This is a genomic window from Bradyrhizobium sp. HKCCYLRH2015 (assembly GCF_051168215.1).
In the GTDB taxonomy this organism is placed as follows: Bacteria; Pseudomonadota; Alphaproteobacteria; order Rhizobiales; family Xanthobacteraceae; genus Bradyrhizobium.
Genome location: NZ_JBNPUO010000005.1, coordinates 175,997 through 191,658 on the forward strand (window position 1 = coordinate 175,997; position 15,662 = coordinate 191,658).

General features: G+C 64.7%; 13 protein-coding genes. 2 read left to right on the forward strand and 11 right to left on the reverse strand.

The window, feature by feature from the left end; translation table 11 throughout:
• The first annotated feature begins 100 nt into the window (after positions 1 to 100).
• Positions 101 to 994: a LysR family transcriptional regulator gene (locus ACQR1H_RS14810; protein ID WP_316238669.1), complete on the forward strand. Its 894-nt coding sequence runs from the start codon at positions 101 to 103 to the stop codon at positions 992 to 994.
• A gap of 57 nt (positions 995 to 1,051) precedes the next feature.
• On the opposite strand, the gene ACQR1H_RS14815 is transcribed toward ACQR1H_RS14810, so the two are convergent.
• The 6 genes from ACQR1H_RS14815 to ACQR1H_RS14840 all read right to left on the reverse strand — a co-directional run bounded on the left by ACQR1H_RS14815 (position 1,052) and on the right by ACQR1H_RS14840 (position 9,176).
• Positions 1,052 to 1,393, reverse strand: coding sequence for an antibiotic biosynthesis monooxygenase (locus ACQR1H_RS14815; protein ID WP_434864280.1), 342 nt, complete (start codon positions 1,391 to 1,393; stop codon positions 1,052 to 1,054).
• 115 nt (positions 1,394 to 1,508) lie between these two features.
• On the reverse strand, positions 1,509 to 2,021 hold the full coding sequence (locus tag ACQR1H_RS14820) for an isoprenylcysteine carboxyl methyltransferase family protein (RefSeq protein WP_434864281.1): 513 nt from the start codon (positions 2,019 to 2,021) through the stop codon (positions 1,509 to 1,511).
• A gap of 337 nt (positions 2,022 to 2,358) precedes the next feature.
• Entirely contained in the window at positions 2,359 to 2,697 is a 339-nt protein-coding gene (locus tag ACQR1H_RS14825) for an antibiotic biosynthesis monooxygenase (RefSeq protein ID WP_434864282.1), read from the reverse strand.
• Positions 2,698 to 2,796: 99 nt separating this feature from the next.
• On the reverse strand, positions 2,797 to 4,137 hold the full coding sequence (locus tag ACQR1H_RS14830) for a hypothetical protein (protein ID WP_434864283.1): 1,341 nt from the start codon (positions 4,135 to 4,137) through the stop codon (positions 2,797 to 2,799).
• Positions 4,138 to 5,330: 1,193 nt separating this feature from the next.
• Positions 5,331 to 7,655, reverse strand: a complete 2,325-nt coding sequence (locus ACQR1H_RS14835) for a sensor histidine kinase (RefSeq protein WP_315805085.1) — start codon at positions 7,653 to 7,655, stop codon at positions 5,331 to 5,333.
• Between the two features lie 207 nt (positions 7,656 to 7,862).
• Complete coding sequence (locus tag ACQR1H_RS14840; RefSeq protein ID WP_315805086.1) at positions 7,863 to 9,176, reverse strand: cation diffusion facilitator family transporter; 1,314 nt, start codon at positions 9,174 to 9,176, stop codon at positions 7,863 to 7,865.
• On the opposite strand from ACQR1H_RS14840, the gene ACQR1H_RS14845 reads away from it, so the two are divergent.
• A complete protein-coding gene (locus tag ACQR1H_RS14845; protein WP_315716165.1) occupies positions 9,157 to 9,285 on the forward strand; it encodes a hypothetical protein in 129 nt (42 codons plus the stop codon). The two genes, ACQR1H_RS14840 and ACQR1H_RS14845, sit on opposite strands and share 20 nt — an antisense overlap.
• A 74-nt stretch (positions 9,286 to 9,359) precedes the next feature.
• Here the strand turns inward: ACQR1H_RS14845 and ACQR1H_RS14850 are convergent, their stop codons facing one another.
• The 5 genes from ACQR1H_RS14850 to ACQR1H_RS14870 form a co-directional block, all read right to left on the reverse strand.
• Positions 9,360 to 10,328, reverse strand: coding sequence for a quinone oxidoreductase family protein (locus ACQR1H_RS14850; RefSeq protein WP_316238664.1), 969 nt, complete (start codon positions 10,326 to 10,328; stop codon positions 9,360 to 9,362).
• A gap of 136 nt (positions 10,329 to 10,464) precedes the next feature.
• Positions 10,465 to 10,884 (reverse strand): CBS domain-containing protein, encoded by a 420-nt coding sequence (locus tag ACQR1H_RS14855; protein ID WP_172114347.1) that lies wholly within the window; start codon positions 10,882 to 10,884, stop codon positions 10,465 to 10,467.
• 212 nt (positions 10,885 to 11,096) lie between these two features.
• Positions 11,097 to 12,410, reverse strand: a complete 1,314-nt coding sequence (oxlT, locus tag ACQR1H_RS14860; RefSeq protein WP_316238663.1) for an oxalate/formate MFS antiporter — start codon at positions 12,408 to 12,410, stop codon at positions 11,097 to 11,099.
• 244 nt (positions 12,411 to 12,654) lie between these two features.
• Positions 12,655 to 13,941, reverse strand: coding sequence for an oxalate/formate MFS antiporter (gene oxlT, locus ACQR1H_RS14865; RefSeq protein WP_315716169.1), 1,287 nt, complete (start codon positions 13,939 to 13,941; stop codon positions 12,655 to 12,657).
• A gap of 209 nt (positions 13,942 to 14,150) precedes the next feature.
• On the reverse strand, positions 14,151 to 15,650 hold the full coding sequence (locus ACQR1H_RS14870; protein ID WP_434907741.1) for a tripartite tricarboxylate transporter permease: 1,500 nt from the start codon (positions 15,648 to 15,650) through the stop codon (positions 14,151 to 14,153).
• Positions 15,651 to 15,662 lie beyond the last annotated feature (12 nt).

Consider the following 15,662-nt stretch of genomic DNA (forward strand, 5'->3'; position numbering starts at 1 on the left):
ACCGTGTCGGCGACACCCTCGTCGTGATAGGTTTCACCCTGGCCGGCAGCCGCCGAAAACGCGTGGAACCGGGCCGTTCAACCGCTGGAAGGCCGCCCTCTTGATCGACAAGCTCGAATTGCTGCTGGCGCTGGCCAAGGAGCGTCATTTCGGCCGGGCGGCGGAGGCGTGCGGCGTCACCCAGCCGACCATGTCGACCAGCATCAAGCAGCTCGAGGAGATTCTCGGGGTGATGCTGGTGCAGCGGGGCTCGCGGTTCCAGGGGTTCACGCCCGAAGGCGAGCGAACGCTGGATTGGGCGCGCCGGATCGTCGGCGACTTCCGGGCGATGCGCCAGGAGATCAACGGCCTCAAGGACAAGCTGTCCGGCGAGATCCGCATCGCGGCGGTGCCGACCGTGCTCGGCATGGTGGCCTCGCTGACGACGCCGTTCCGCGCCAAGCATCCGGAGGTCCGGTTCCGCATCATGTCGTGCACCTCGGCCGACGTGCTGGGACTGCTGGAGAACCTCGAGGTCGACGCCGGACTGACCTACATCGAGAACGAGCCGATCGGCCGTGTCAGAACCATCCCGCTCTACAACGAGAGCTACCGCCTGCTGACGGCGCCTGACGCCATGTTCGGCGATCGCGAGCAGGTGACCTGGAAGGATGTCGGGCAGGTGCCGCTGTGCCTCTTGACGCCCGACATGCAGAACCGCCGCATCATCGACCGCGCGCTGCGCGCCGCCGGCAACGACGTCACGCCGACGCTCACCTCGAACTCGCTGCTCGTGCTCTACACCCATGTAAAGACCGGCCGCTGGGCCAGCGTGATGCCGGCCAAGCTTGCCGAGACGCTCGGCCTCGCCGACAAGGTGCGCTCGATCCCGATCGTCGATCCCGTGATCAACTACCAGATCGGCCTCGTCATCCCGCAGCGCGACCCGATGACGCCGCTGATCGCGGCCCTGGTGCAGGTGGCGCGCGAGGTCGCGCCCAGCCTGCAGGCGTGAGGCGCATGTCGGCACCGTCACCCGACCTCGCCGGCGTCATCGGCGGACTTCGGGCTCTCATGCGGTCGCGGAGCTCTGGCCTTGCGCGTGGCGAGTGGCCCGGAGCTCGTAATGCGCGGCATGGCCGTCGTAGCGGCTGAGCAGCTTCCGCGCCGCGGGCGGAACCACCGCCGTGTCATGGGCTGGACCCGCAAAGCGAAGCACCGCCGCCTGATCGGCGAAGGTCATGATCGTCACGAATTCGACCTCGGCCTCCAACGGTCTGCGCAGCAGCTCAATGCCCAGAAATCCTTGGATTGCCCGATCGACGATGGCTGGAAAGATCGTCGACCGCAGCAGCTCCTCATAGGCATCGGCATCCACCGCCCTGGTCCAGCCGCGCCAAATCCGCTTCAGCATCGCTGATGCTCCCTTGGGTCCGATGATGATCACCGAACCCTTGCACGGGCTTCGAGCGCCGGACTTGGTGAAAGTTGCGGTCCGCGCTGCGAACTGGCGGAGCGGCTGCCTCCGCTCAGTAGGCCGCAAATTGCTCCCGCATGATCTTCTCCTCCTGCCGGATCCGCAAGGTCAGTGGCACGGCATAGATGATCAGGCCGGCCACGAGCGTGAGATAGGCGTGCAGGGTCAGCGCGTAGCCGATCAGCTCGGGCAGGATGTTGAGGAAGTAGTTCGGGTGGCGCACGATCCGGAACAGCGGATGGGTCACCAGCGCGTGGTCGCGCGCGAGCATCAGCTTGACGGTCCAGAGGCGGCCGAGCAGCTGCGACACCACAAGCAGCATCGCCGCGCCGAACAGATAGATCATGAATCCGATGATGCTGACGGCGTCGAGCGGCGCATCCCGGACGAGGCCCTCGGCCGTGGCGGCGAGATAGAAAGCGACATGGGCGATGGCCAGCCAGCGCGACACGGACGCGCCGTATTCGACGGCGCCTTCGGCGCGCAGCCGCTTCTCGTTGCGGATCGAGATGCCGAGCATGGCAAAGCGATAGGCGAAGGCGGCAACGATAAAGGCGATGATCACACGCGGTACTCCAGTTTTCGGAGCGATTGCCTTTAGTTGCCCATGCGTAGGTGCGTCAATACCATGTTCCGCCAATGTTGCTTACCAAGCACGAAGCGATGTCGTGATGCCGTCATCCCCCTGCGTCATGGAGCCCGCGCTGCCCTTCTGAAGGGCAAGCCGATCGCATCCCTGGGCATCATCCGCCGCGTCCGTGCCTGGGCACGCATCATCAGTCGTGACAGCATACGCCTCTCTCCACCCGTCATTGCGAGCGCAGCGAAGCAATCCAGGCTGCCGCCGCAGGGATGGTCGGCGCTGCAGGTAGGCCTCGCTAGTGCCATCGGCCGGCGAGGGCTCATGCGCTCCCCGAATGCTGAGCTTGCGCCTGGCCCGTGACTCTTAGCTCATAATGCGCGGCTTGGCCGTCATAGCGGCTGAGCAGCCGTTGCGCTGCCGGTGGCACCACGGCTGTCTCATGCATCGGACCGGCGAAGCACACCACCGCCGCCTGATCGGCGAACGTCATGATCGTCGCGAACTCGTCGCCGTCGATCGGCCTGCGCAGCAGCTCGATGCTCAAAAACCCCGCGATGTTCCGGGCCTCGATCCCTGGAAAGATCGCCGCGCGCAGCAGGTCCTCATAGGCATCGGCATTTGCGGGAGTGCTCCAGCCGCACCAGATACGCTTTAGCATCAGATTGTCCCTCGACAGTGCGATCTCGACTCTCGCGCAGTGAGGTCCGCCAAACTTGGCAATAATTGCTGATCGCCGTCGACGACTGCCACGTGCGGATCAGGCGCCGCCGATCCTCGCCAACAACTCGCGCTGCCAAGATTTGAGGCCAGGGTCGTTGGAACGCATCCTGGCGCTGGCCCTCAACTCAGGTGAAATGTCTTTGCGTTCCGGAGCGAACTGTCGCTCCAGGAGACCTTGCAGCACGGCCTCTGCGTGTCCCGAAACCGGCACACCGATGAGGTCGAACAGGAGCTCGTCGGCTCCAGCCCAGCCTGGAGCGGAAAGCGGCGTTACGGCGCGATACAGGCTGAGACCCAGTGCGACCCGGAGAGGATCGCGACTCGCGAACAGGCCGAGCATGCGCCCCTTGATGCGGTCGGGAAATTGCGTGTATTCCAGAAGCGCGATATTCCTCCAGCGATCGACGGCCATGGCTTCGAGCGTACTCGCGCCAGAGCCGACCAACTGCTGTCGACCGAAATACTGTTCAATCCCGATCAGGACCTCGTCGTAGGGAAACGGATCGACCGGGTGTCGGAGGGCATCGCGACTGACACCGATCGACTCGGCCAGAAGCACCTCGCCATCGACCGGCGGACCAGCCTCCACAGGGGTTGGTCGCTTCTCGAACAGGGCCAGTGGAAGAACCCACTTCATGTCCATGGTCCCCTTGATCCGTCGGGCCAGGACGCGGCTATGTCCGGAGTTTCGTTCCAGAAGTTCGTAGACATAGCCGTGGAAGCGGATCGGCAGGTCGTCCGCCGCCAGCCAATATCTGCCGTCATGGTTTCTCTCCGAAAGGAAGAGGCCATCATCGAAATCGACGACCGAACTTTTCGTGGCGCACTTTCCTGGATAACCGAGACGGAGAAAGTCGAGCGCGCGGACGGCATTCTCCGGTGCGAGACACGCCGCGCCATCCGCCGGCCGATACAGCGTCCAATCGATCCGGCCATAGCCGGTGGACTTCAACGCCACCTCGTGAGCTGACGTGGCGAGCACGCGAATGCTGGCGTCCTCATAGGACTTCGAGCTTTCGATCGCGAGAAGGGCGTGGTTCTGCTTGTCGGGCTGCTGCCGCGGCACAGCCATCTCGACCAGTGCAGCTTCATCTTGCTGCACTCGCCACGAGGAGTGGAGATAAATGGCGCCGGCAAGGACGATGGGACCCAACAGAAAGCCGTAGCGGCCCTTTACGAGCCCATAGAGCGGAATCGCCAAAAAGGGAGCGCAGGCCAGACCGAGGGGAATCAAAAGAAGCGGCGATGCAAACATCGCCACGAAGACGAGGCTGTTCGGGAGTGACGCAAACAGAGCTGCTTCGGCAAGTGATACGAGGAATACGATGCCAGCCGAGAGCACCACGTCGAGCAGAAGCAGAAGAAGGCGGCGAAGCATTGGTGCACCATGCTTTGGCGACAGGCCATGGGAAGACCCAGCCTCCCGGTTGCAGACCTCCAATCTGCAGGCAAAGAGTTAAGGGCTTGATGATCAAGTCCATCGGCGTAGCACCGCCTTGTCATGTTCGCGGGATCTCATTGCGTAACGCGGTCGCGAGCGCGGGGTGAGTCGCCCGTCGAGCGAGACGAGGCCTCGAGATGCCTTGCGAACAGGTCTCGCGTATCCCCGCGGGCCTGCGCCGAGATATAGAATTCGCAAGCGAAATCAACGTGCGACGCTCTGTCAAGATTGCCAGTGAAAAATATTCTGCTTTTCAGAATTAAAATCCTGTGTCTTCCTATGTTCATCCCGCCTCAAGCAAAGGGGCGTTGCGCGCGATCGTCACGACACGCGAGGCGGGGATGCGGTGGCCGCGGGCGTTCGCAGCGTCGTCTCAGGATGGCGCGGACGAACGGATGTCTTGCGGACGTGAAGTCGCAGCGGCCTGACACCCCGAAGCTGGTGTCCAACTCGGAGCGAGGCTTGGCTTCGCGCGGGAATGGTGGCCAACAAGCCGGCGCACCAGGGCGACTGCGTATAAGCGTGAAGACCATCGCGCAGGGAAGGCCGGGTTTGTCCGGCTGCACCTGTGGTACCTGCCGCCTGCATTTTTTCTCGCAGGCGGGCCGCAGGCGTCAGCCGACGCCTGGCCTTCCCTGCGCCCTTTGCAATTCGAAGGGCATGACTGATCGCATCACTCGGGCATCGTGTGCCGCGAGACCGCGGTGTCATGTTCGAAGCGTCCACGGTGTTCGAATGCATGGCTGTATGAGACGTAAATCCGATCTTTCGCGTGTCGTCCCGGGCAAGCCGCGTCGCGCGAGAGCACGTTGCGGCGCCGACCCGGGACGAATACTCCGCGGCGGGTGTGAGATGCGAGATGGTTGACGAGCGTGCCTCAAACGGCTGCCTGGGGTTATGGGTCCCGGCTCAAGGCCGGGACGACGGCGGTGGTTGTCGATGCAGACAGGGTACGACCAGAGTTCGTAGTTGGGCGCGCTGCCGTAGGGTGGGCAAAGCGGCGCCGTCAGGCGGCGCGTGCCCACCGTCTGCGTCGTGAACATCGGTGGGCACGGCGCGCGATGAAGCGCTGCTCGACACGCAGCTTCACGGGCGCGCCTTTGCCCACCCTACGGCATCGCGCATGCCCCTCAGGCCGCGACCGAGATGCTCGCCGTCGCCTTGTACGCGTCGCGGGGCAGGGTGACGCGGACGACGGTGCCGCACTCCAGCCGCGAGCGCAGCCGCATCGAGCCGCCGTGCAACTGGGCCAGCGAGCGGGCGATGGCGAGGCCGAGGCCGGAGCCGTGATAGGTCTTGGTCATCTGGCTCTCGACCTGCTCGAACGGGCGGCCGAGCCGCGCCAGCGACTGCGCGGGGATGCCGATGCCGGTGTCGGCGATGATGAGCACGACCTTGTCCTCGAACACGCGGCTCCGCATCGTGACACGGCCGCCTTCGGGGGTGAACTTCACCGCGTTCGACAGCAGGTTGACCATGATCTGCTTGGTGGCGCGACGGTCGGCGACGACGGGGATGCTGCCTCCGATGTCGGCGTCGAGGACGAGGCTCTTGTCCAGGGCGCGACCGGAGACGACGCGCAGCGATTCCGCCAGCGTCTTGGCGAGGTCGAGCGGCTCCATGTCGAGCTTCATGCGGCCGGCCTCGATCTTCGACATGTCGAGGATGTCGTTGATCACCTCGAGCAGATACTGACCGGAGGTCAGGATGTCGTGGCAGTATTCCTGGTACTTCTCGGAGCCGAGCGAGCCGAACATGCCGCTGCCCATGATCTCGGAGAAGCCGATGATGGCGTTGAGCGGCGTGCGCAGCTCGTGGCTCATATTGGCGAGGAATTTCGACTTGGTCTGGTTGGCTTCCTCGGCGCGGGTCTTCTCCTGCGAGTATTTCTCCGCGAGGTCGGCAAGCTCGATCGCCTGGCGCTCGAGCGCGCTCTGCGAGCGCTGCAGGTCGATCACGGTGGCGCGCAGGCGCAGGTCGTTGTCGACGAGCTTCTGCTCGTGCTCCTTGATACGGGTGATGTCGGTGCCGACCGAGACGTAGCCGCCGTCCTTGGTGCGGCGCTCGCTGATGTGCAGCCAGCTGCCGTCGTCGAGCTGCGCCTCGAAGGTGCGGCCGCCCGGCGCCTGCTGGCTGTGATCGTGCAGCCGCGTGCGGATCTCCGGCATCTTGCCGACCTCGATGACGGTCTCATAGGAGGTGCCGGGGATCACGGCGGAGTCCGGCAGCTTGTGCAGCTTCTGGAAATGCGAGTTGCACAGCACCAGCCGGTTGTTGGCGTCCCACAGCACGAAGGCTTCCGAGATCGTCTCGATCGCGTCGCGCAGGCGGAGGTCGGCCTCGACGGTCTTCTCGACCAGGCTCTTCTGCTCGGTGACGTCGACGGCGATGCCGATCAGGTGCAGGCCGGAATCGGAGGTGCCCTGGCTGAGCTCGCAACGCACCCGGAGCCAGATCCAGTGACCCTCGGTGTGGCGCATCCGGAAGCTCTGATCGATCTGGTGGATGTCGCCGGCGACGAGCTGGTCAGCGATCTCGAACAGGTCGATGTCGTCGGAGTTCACCAGCGCGTTGACCTCGCCGAAGGTGAGGAGGTCGGTGCGGTTTTCCAGGCCGAGCATCGCGAACATCGAGTTCGACCAGAAGATGCGGCCGCGCGACAGGTCCCAGTCCCACAGCCCGCAGCGGCCGCGATTGAGCGCGGTGTCGATGCGGCCCCGCACGGCGTCGTTGATCAGGTCGCCCTCGCGGGCGCGGGTCGACTGCCAGTGGAAGGCGAAGCCGAGGATCAGCACGACGAAGCCCGTCGTCGCCGACAGCGTGACCGAGAGTGCGGCGTCCGAGCCCCAGATCGGCTCGAGCTTCTCCTGGATCACCACGACGCGGCCAGGCAGCGCCTTGATCAACTGCGACACCGCGAAGGCCGGACGGCCGTTCGGCAGCGTGATCTCGGTGACCGCGCCCTGCAGGCCCGGCGTCGCCAGGAGCTGCGCGGTGGAGATCAGGTCGAGGATACGGTCGTTCTCGCCGAGTCCGGTGTCGACCGGAACCCGGGCGAGAATGCGGTGGTCGGCGCCGGTCACGATCACGTGGCGGCCGGGCGCTGCGCCCCAGGCGGGGATCAGGTCGGGCAGCAGGCTCTGCAGGTGCTCGATATGGGCGATGCGGTCCGGGCGCATCGCCAGATTGCCGATGCGGTCGGCGAGCAGGTCGGAGATCGCGGCCAGGTCGCGCTTGGTCGCGCCGCGCTTCTGACGGCTCTGGTCGAGCACCTGGACGAAAGCGCCGAGGCAGATGGTGACGAGAAAGGCGATGATCAAAGTAGGGACAGCACGACGCAATACCGGCTCAGCAGTCAGCAGCCTTTGATAGGCCGGTTTCGCGATCGATTGCGCCAACCCCTTGATGGAATCAGAAGATTGGACGCACGCGTTCGCGGCATGCGCACGCGTCATGCTGTAGACCCCCGAAACTTCTTGGATACCCGAATTTCGAAAGAGCCCCAGCCGCTTCCGAATCAAGTTGATTTGAATCCAGATTTCTCGGGCTGTCGAGAGTCAACGATTTGGCAAAAGCTAATAAATCTTATCCAATGCGGATTTGCCATGGCGAAAAGCCGGCAGAGTGAGTCCGAAGCGGGAACGCAGCGTGACGTTCAGGCCTCAACCGTGCGGCGGCTCGGCGTGACTGATGACGCGCTTGACGCTCGGGAAGGCGCGACGCACTCCGCGCTCGATGTGGTCGACATTGTCGTGCACCTTCAGCACGCTCATCGACGGCGCTGCGCGGCAGTGGAAGTTGACGATCTCGCCAGCCTCGGTGTTGCGGACGCGGACATTGTGCACGTCGTACATGTCGGTCTCGGCGGCGAGGCGCTGCAGGGCCGCGGCGATCTCGGCGATCCGCTGCGCCGGCGCGTCGACGCCGAACGGCAGCTCGGGCTCGAGCGGCTCGATATGGGTGTCGACCTCGACATCGGCGCCGAATTCGTCGCGGATCGAGCGTTCCAGCTCGTGCGCGATCGCATGTGCCGCGAACAGGCTCATGTCGCCGTCGACCTCGAGGTCGATCGCGACGATCAGGCGCCCGCCGACATCATGGACGGTGACGTGATGGATCGCGAGGCCGGAATTGCGCGCGATCACCATGATGCGCTCGCGCACGCTCTCATTGCTGAGCGCGACCGGTACCGTCGTGAAGGTGACGTCGGCGCCGGACAGGCTGGCATCGACCGCGGCCTGCGCATCGCGCTTGATCTCGTGCACGCGGTCGATCGGGTAGGTGCGCGGCACCTGCACCGTGGCGTCGACAAAATGCGTCGCGCCGACGAGCCGCACCCGCAGCCGCTCGACGTCGACGACGCCATTGATCGAACGGATCGCGGCGCGCGCCTTTTCGGCCGCGCCCTCCGGCGCGCGGTCGAGCAGTGTTTCTACGGTGGAGCGCGCCAGCCGCAGGCCGAGCATCGAGATCATCAGGGCGACGGCGACCGCGGCGGCGGAATCCCCCCACCAGAACCCGAACGCGGTGAGGACCAGGCCGGCGATGACGGCGATCGAGCCGAGCACGTCGGAGGCAAAATGCAGAGCGTCGGCGGCGAGCGCCTGGCTGTGGGTCTCGTGCGCGGCCCGGTGCAGCGCGCGGGCGCGCCAGAAATTGACGGCGATGTCGATCAGCAGCACCACGAACGGAATCGCCGACAGCGACGGCGGTGCCGCCGCCTCGCGCAGCCGGCTGACGGACTCGACCAGCACGCCGCCGGCCAGCACGTAGAGCAGGGCGATGACGCCAAGCGCCGACAGGCTCTCCAGCTTGCCGTGGCCGTAATGATGCTCGTCGTCGGCCGGCCGGTCCGATACCCGAACCACCATCCACGTGATGACGGTGGCGACGACGTCGACGGCGCTGTGCAGGGCCTCGGAGACGAGCGCGAGGCTGCCGATCAGGATGCCGACGATGAACTTCGCCGCGGCCATGCTGGCGCTCGCCGCGATCGAGATCGCGGCGACACGGGTTTTCCCGGAATCGACATGGGAGGCGGCGTCTCTCATGGCGGCGGATGTAGCAGCCGAGGCCGCACCATGAAAGCCGGGATCGCGCGGTCTATGTGCGTGGACCGCGCGCTGTTTCGAGTGCTTCTAAATCTCAGAAGGTTGCGTTCACAAGGTCACCACGATCTTGCCGAGATGCTTGTTCGCCTCCATGTGCGCGAACGCCGCGCCAATGTCGTCGAAGGCGAAGACGCGGTCGATCGGCAGCCGCAGCGTGCGCTGCTCGACCGCACCCCAGATGTCCTTCTTCACCTCGGCGAAGATCGCGCGGATCTCCTCGATCGAGCGGGTGCGGAAGGTGACGCCGACATAGGTGATGCGGCGCGCCGCGTGCAGGTCGAAGTTGAAGTCGGCATGGGTGCCGCCGAGCCGGCCGACATTGACGATGCGGCCGAGGACCTTGGTTGCGGCGAGGTTCTGATTGGCGACCTTGCCGGACACCTGGTCGATGATCAGATCGACGCCCTCGCCGTTGGTCGCCTGCAGCACCTGGTCGACCCAGGCAGGATCGCTAGAGTCGATGGCGAGATCGGCGCCGAACTCCTTGAGCCGTCCGCGGCGCATCGCATCGGTCGAGGAGCCGATCACGAGCCGGGCGCCCTTGAGCTTGGCGATCTGCATCGCCATCAGCCCGACGCCGGAGCTCGCACCCTGCACCAGCATGCGCTGGCCCGGCTGCAAAGCGCCGTTGGTGACGACGGCGTTGTGCATCGTGGTCAGCGCGATCGGCAGCGTGGCGGCCTCGTCGAAGTTCATGTTCGACGGCGCGTGGAACAGCCGGCCATGGTCGGCAAGGGTGTATTCGGCGAACGCCGCGCTGCCCGAGCCCATGACCTTGTCGCCGATCTTCACGCCCCTGGCGTCGGGCCCGAGCTCGGCGACCTCGCCGGCCCATTCCATGCCGAGGACGGTGCCGACGCCGCCGGCGGCGCCATGCACATGCCCCTTGGTCATGCCGAGATCGGCGCGATTGAGGCCGCAGGCGCGCACGCGCACCAGCACCTGCGTGCCCTTCGGCGTGGGCTTGGCGATATCGGTGATCGCGGCGCCCTGGGCGCCGTAGACATAGGCTTTCATCGCAAGGAATCCTGTCGGGTCAGAATGAGCGGCGACCTTACTGTGCCGCACCTCTCCGCGCACCGCCTAACAGGCGGCGCGCTGCTCCGACAAGGTTCTCTCAGTATTGAGCTGGTTCCGCTGACCGGGCTGGACGTCAGGCAGCGACCGGAGCTTCCGCTTCGTCGAAGGCCGAGGAGACGTCGCGCATGCTGATGACGCCGGCGAGCGCGAAGTCGACGATGACCGGGAGGTGGCGGATGTGGTGCACGTTCATCAGGTGCCGCACGTGCTCGAGCGTATCCTCGGTGCTGCAGGAGATCAGCCGCTGCGGCGAGATCAGCTGCGAGACCTTCAGGTTGACGCCGGCGGCGCCATGCTCGGCGATGGCGCGCACGACATCGCGCTCGGTGAACATGCCGGCCGCGGTATTGCCTTCGGTGCGGACGACGTCCTTGACGACGAGGGCGCTGACATTGCTGGCGCGCATCAACTGCGCCGCGACGCCGACGGTCTCGTTCATTCGCACCGTGATCACGCGCGCCGTCTTGTTGCGCAGGATGTCTCCGACCTTCATGGCACCCTCCCGTTTGGATTGGTAGTGGACGAGAGGAAGTCTGGTATACGTTATGCCAGAAGTCAATCGACTCTGATGGCTTTTTGTGCGGTCGGCCACCGGAAAACACGTCAGTGACACTGCCAGATATGACCGGGGGCGTCCCGCCCTGGCGCAAAAAAAGAGGCGCACCGCTGGTGCGCCTCCTGAAGTCGCGGGAAGAAACCGTGGCGTCACGCCATCCTGGCGTCCTGCGTGACCGACTCGGTGACCGGCTCCTTGCCGAGGATGAAGGCCCGGCGCAGCGGCTTGATCACAAACAGCGCCATCAAGGCGGCCGTCGCGTTCAGCGCGACGCCGATCACGAACACGGCCTGCCAGCCATATTTTGCGGAGACGATGCTCGCGAGCGGGACCAAGAGCGAGGCGGTGCCCTTCGCAGTGTAGAGCATGCCGTTGTTGGTCGCGGCGTATTTGCTGCCGAACGTATCGCCCGAGGTCGCCGGAAACAGGCTGTAGATTTCGCCGAAGACGCCGAAATAGACGGCGGTGGCGAGCACGAACACGATCGGGTTGTGCCCGTAGCTCGACAGCGTCAGCAGCATCAAAGCGGCCGTGCCGAAGGCGATGAACATGGTGTGCTCACGACCGATCGTGTCGGAGATCCAGCCGAACACAGGGCGGCCGAAGCCGTCGAAAATGCGATCGAGCGAGATCGCGAACGTCAGCGCCGCCATCTGGAAGCCGGCGAGCGACACCGGCTCGTTGGCGATCTTGAAATCGTGGGCGATCGGGGCGATCTGGGCGGCGGTCATCAGGCCGCCGGAGGCCACCATGACGAACACCAGATACATGATCCAGAAGATCGGCGTGCGCAGCACCTGCGGCGGCGTGTAGTCGATCTTGGTCTGCGGCAGGTTGAGCTGCTTCTTGCGGGCCGGCACCGCAACCGTCGGCGGCCGCAGGAAGATCGCGAGCACGAACACGACCAACCCCTGGCCGATGCCGAAGGTGAAGAAGGCGCTCTGATAACCGCTCGAGGCGATCATGCTGGCGATCGGCACCACGGTCAGCGCCGCACCGGCGCCGAAGCCCGCGGCGGTGGCACCAGCGGCGAGCCCGCGGCGGTCGGGAAACCATTTCAGCGCATTGCCGACGCAGGTGCCATACACCGCACCAGCACCGATGCCGCCGATGACGGCGCCGGCGTAGAGCAGGGTGAGCGAGTCGGCGTAGGAGTTCAGCACCCATGCCAGCGAAATCATGACGGCGCCGAACATGATGACGAGGCGCGGGCCGTATTTGTCGACGAACCACGCCTCGACCGGCACGAGCCAGGTTTCGGTGACGACGAAGATCGTGAAGGCCAGCTGGATCGCCGTGCGACCCCAGTGAAACTTCGCGTCGATCGGATCGACGAACAGTGTCCAGCCATATTGCAGGTTGGCGATCATCGCCATGCAGATGATGCCCATCGCGAGCTGGAGCCAGCGGAAGCCGCTGGACTGTGCCTGGACAGGCGGTGTTGCCTCTGTGCTGGAAACCATGTGTCCTCCCAAACGCGCGCTCTGTTGGAGGATGCCGCTGCGAGCGCGCTCCTCATCTGCGCATCGAGCCATTCTGGTATAACATATTCCAGTCTGCAATATGGCCTGCGACACAGGGTGCGACATGTTGCTTCGCAGCGAAACCGAAATCGTCCGCCAAGCAAAAGAAAACGCTCGGCAAAATGCCGAGCGTCGTCAATCTGGAAGCGTTCTTTTTTATTTTTGCTGCAGCGCGAAGGGTGCGTCAGAGCGTTGATTTCTGCACCACGACCCGCCGCCAGGGCTTGAGCACCGCGATCGCGAGGATCGACGCCAGGATGTTGGCGCCGGCCGCGATGATGAAGACGCGGTCCCAATTGCCGGAGGACTGCTGCATGTAGTTCGCGATCGGCACAAGCAGCGCTGCCGTGCCCTTGGCGGTGTACAGCAGGCCGGCATTGGTGGTGGCGAACTTGGTGCCGAACGTGTCGGTGCAGGTCGAGGGGAAGAGCGAGTAGATCTCACCCCAGGCGAAGAACACGAAGCCGGAGAGGATCACGAACCACACCGGATCGTGGCCCAGCATGTACAGCGCCCAGATGCCGATGCCTTCCATGCCGAAGGCGATGAACATCGTGTTCTCGCGGCCGATCATGTCCGAGATCCAGCCAAAGAACGGACGCGTCAGGCCGTTCAACACGCGGTCGATGGTGGCGGCGAACGTCACCGCCGTCATGGTCATGCCGATCAGCGTCACCGGAATGTTGTCGACCTTCCAGTCGCCGGCGATCGGCTTGAGGTTGGCCGTCACCATCAGGCCGCCCGCGCCGACGATCACGAACATGAAGTACATCAGCCAGAAGATCGGCTGGCGGATCACCTCGGTCGGATTGTAGTTGCGGCGGCTCTGGACGAGGTTGGTGTTCTGCGTGACCGCGGGCACCTGGCCTTCCTTGGGCGCGAACAGGAAGAAGGCGAGGATGACGATGATGATGCCCTGGCCGAGACCGAAATACAGGAAGGTGGTCTGGAAGCCGGAGTCGCGGATCATGGCCTGGATCGGTGCGACGGTGAGCGCCGAGCCGGCGCCGAAGCCGGCCGCGGTGATGCCGGCCGCGAGGCCGCGCTTGTCGGGAAACCACTTCAGCGCGTTGCCGACGCAGGTGCCGTAGACGCCGCCGGCGCCGATGCCCGCGATGATCATGCCGAGATAGTAGCCGTTGAGCGAGGTGGCGTAGGCGTTGATCATCCAACCGATGGCGCACAGCACGCCGCCGACGAGCACGACGATGCGCGGGCCGTATTTGTCGACGAACCAGCCCTCGACCGGCACCAGCCAGGTCTCGAACAGCACGAACAGCGTGAAGGCCCACTGGATCGAGGCGCGATCCCAGCCGAACGTCTTGGCGATATCCGGGACGAAGAAGGTCCAGCCATATTGATAGTTGGCGATCATCACCATCGCCAGGACGCCAACCGCGAGCTGCGTCCAGCGGTAGGCGTCGCTTACTCTTGCAGATGCGGGCGCCCCCGCGTGAGCCAAGTCCGTCATGCTTCCTCCAGGCTGTCTATTTTTGTCCTAACAGCTATGCGGGAGTTTGGTATATGATATGCCAATAGACAAGCGGATTCATCGAGCAGGCGGGCGCTGGTAGACCTGCGATCGACGAAAAAAGCCTGCAGAAGCAAGGCAAATCGCTGCAGCGACAATACGACGCAGCAGAGGATATTTGTAGCTCAACTATCGAAGTAAGAACGGGCTCATGCGGCGAACGCCCGCAACCGGTTGTAGCCCTGCTGGATCGCCGACCAGAACAGCGCGATCAACCCGAGCGCCATGATGGTGGCGACCAGCCCGTTGGAGAAGAAGATCGCGAGCGATCCCTGGGATCCCAGCAGCGACTGTCGGAAGGCCTCCTCGGCCTTGTCGCCGAGCACGATGGCGAGCACCAGCGGCGCGAGCGGATAGCCGCACTTCTTGAACAGATAGCCGAGCACGCCGAACACCAGCATCAGCACCACATCGAACGTGCTGCTGTGCACCGAATAGGCGCCGATGGCACACAGCACGAGGATGAGCGGCGCGATGATGCTGAAGGGAATGCGCAGGATCGCCGCGAACACCGGGACGCAGGTCAGCACGACGAGCAGGCCGGCGAGGTTGCCGAGATACATCGAGGCGATCAGGCCCCAGACGAACTCCTTCTGCTCGACGAACAGCATCGGCCCCGGTTGCAGGCCCCAGATCAAGAGACCGCCGAGCAGCACCGCCGCCGTGGGGGAGCCGGGCACGCCGAGCGACAGCATCGGCAGCAGCGCCGCCGTGCCCGCCGCATGGGCTGCCGTCTCCGGCGCGACGACGCCCTCGATCTCGCCATGGCCGAACTTCTTGCCGCGCTTGGAGAGGCGCTTGGCGATGCCGTAGCTCATGAACGAGGCCGGCGTGGCGCCGGCGGGGGTGATGCCCATCCAGCAGCCGATCAGGCATGAGCGCAGCGCGGTGAGCCAGTGTGCCGGCATCTCCTTCCAGGTGTGCAGCACCACGCGCAGATTGATCTGCGCGTTGCCGCCGCGGAAGCTTAGTCCTTCCTCCATCGTCAGCAGGATCTCGCCGATGCCGAACAGGCCGATCACGGCGATCAGGAAGTCGAAGCCGTTGAGCAGTTCGGTGATGCCGAAGGTGAGCCGGAGCTGGCCGGTGATGGAATCCAGGCCGACGGCGGCAAGCGCGAAGCCGATCATCATCGCCGCGATCGTCTTGAACGGCGGCTCCTTGCTCAGGCCGACGAAGCTGCAGAAGGCGAGAAAATAGACCGCGAACTTCTCGGCCGGACCGAACTGAAGCGCGAAACCTGCCACCAGCGGCGCGATCAGCGTGATCATGATGACCGCGAACAGCGCGCCGATGAAGGACGAGGTGAAAGCTGCCGTGAGCGCCTCGCCGGCCTTGCCCTGCTGCGCCATCGGATAGCCGTCGAACGTGGTCGCCACCGACCATGGCTCGCCGGGAATGTTGAACAAGATGGATGTGATCGCGCCGCCGAACAGCGCGCCCCAGTAGATGCAGGACAGCATGATGATCGCCGAGGTCGGCGGCATGCTGAAGGTCAGCGGCAGCAGGATCGCGACGCCGTTGGCGCCGCCCAATCCCGGCAGCACGCCGATGATCACCCCGAGGACGATCCCGAGGATCATCACCATGATGTTGAAGGGTTGGAGGGCGACGGCGAAGCCGTGAAACAGATTGGCGAGTTCTTCCATGCCGGCTTGGTC

Coding starts and splice junctions, on each gene's coding strand:
- ACQR1H_RS14870 (WP_434907741.1), bottom strand. CDS start 15,650: ATGGAAGAACTCGCCAATCTGTTTCACGGCTTCGCCGTCGCCCTCCAA.
- oxlT (WP_316238663.1), bottom strand. CDS start 12,410: ATGGTTTCCAGCACAGAGGCAACACCGCCTGTCCAGGCACAGTCCAGC.
- ACQR1H_RS14855 (WP_172114347.1), bottom strand. CDS start 10,884: ATGAAGGTCGGAGACATCCTGCGCAACAAGACGGCGCGCGTGATCACG.
- ACQR1H_RS14830 (WP_434864283.1), bottom strand. CDS start 4,137: ATGCTTCGCCGCCTTCTTCTGCTTCTGCTCGACGTGGTGCTCTCGGCT.
- ACQR1H_RS14815 (WP_434864280.1), bottom strand. CDS start 1,393: ATGCTGAAGCGGATTTGGCGCGGCTGGACCAGGGCGGTGGATGCCGAT.
- ACQR1H_RS14840 (WP_315805086.1), bottom strand. CDS start 9,176: ATGGCCGCGGCGAAGTTCATCGTCGGCATCCTGATCGGCAGCCTCGCG.
- ACQR1H_RS14845 (WP_315716165.1), top strand. CDS start 9,157: ATGAACTTCGCCGCGGCCATGCTGGCGCTCGCCGCGATCGAGATCGCG.
- oxlT (WP_315716169.1), bottom strand. CDS start 13,941: ATGACGGACTTGGCTCACGCGGGGGCGCCCGCATCTGCAAGAGTAAGC.
- ACQR1H_RS14835 (WP_315805085.1), bottom strand. CDS start 7,655: ATGACGCGTGCGCATGCCGCGAACGCGTGCGTCCAATCTTCTGATTCC.
- ACQR1H_RS14825 (WP_434864282.1), bottom strand. CDS start 2,697: ATGCTAAAGCGTATCTGGTGCGGCTGGAGCACTCCCGCAAATGCCGAT.
- ACQR1H_RS14850 (WP_316238664.1), bottom strand. CDS start 10,328: ATGAAAGCCTATGTCTACGGCGCCCAGGGCGCCGCGATCACCGATATC.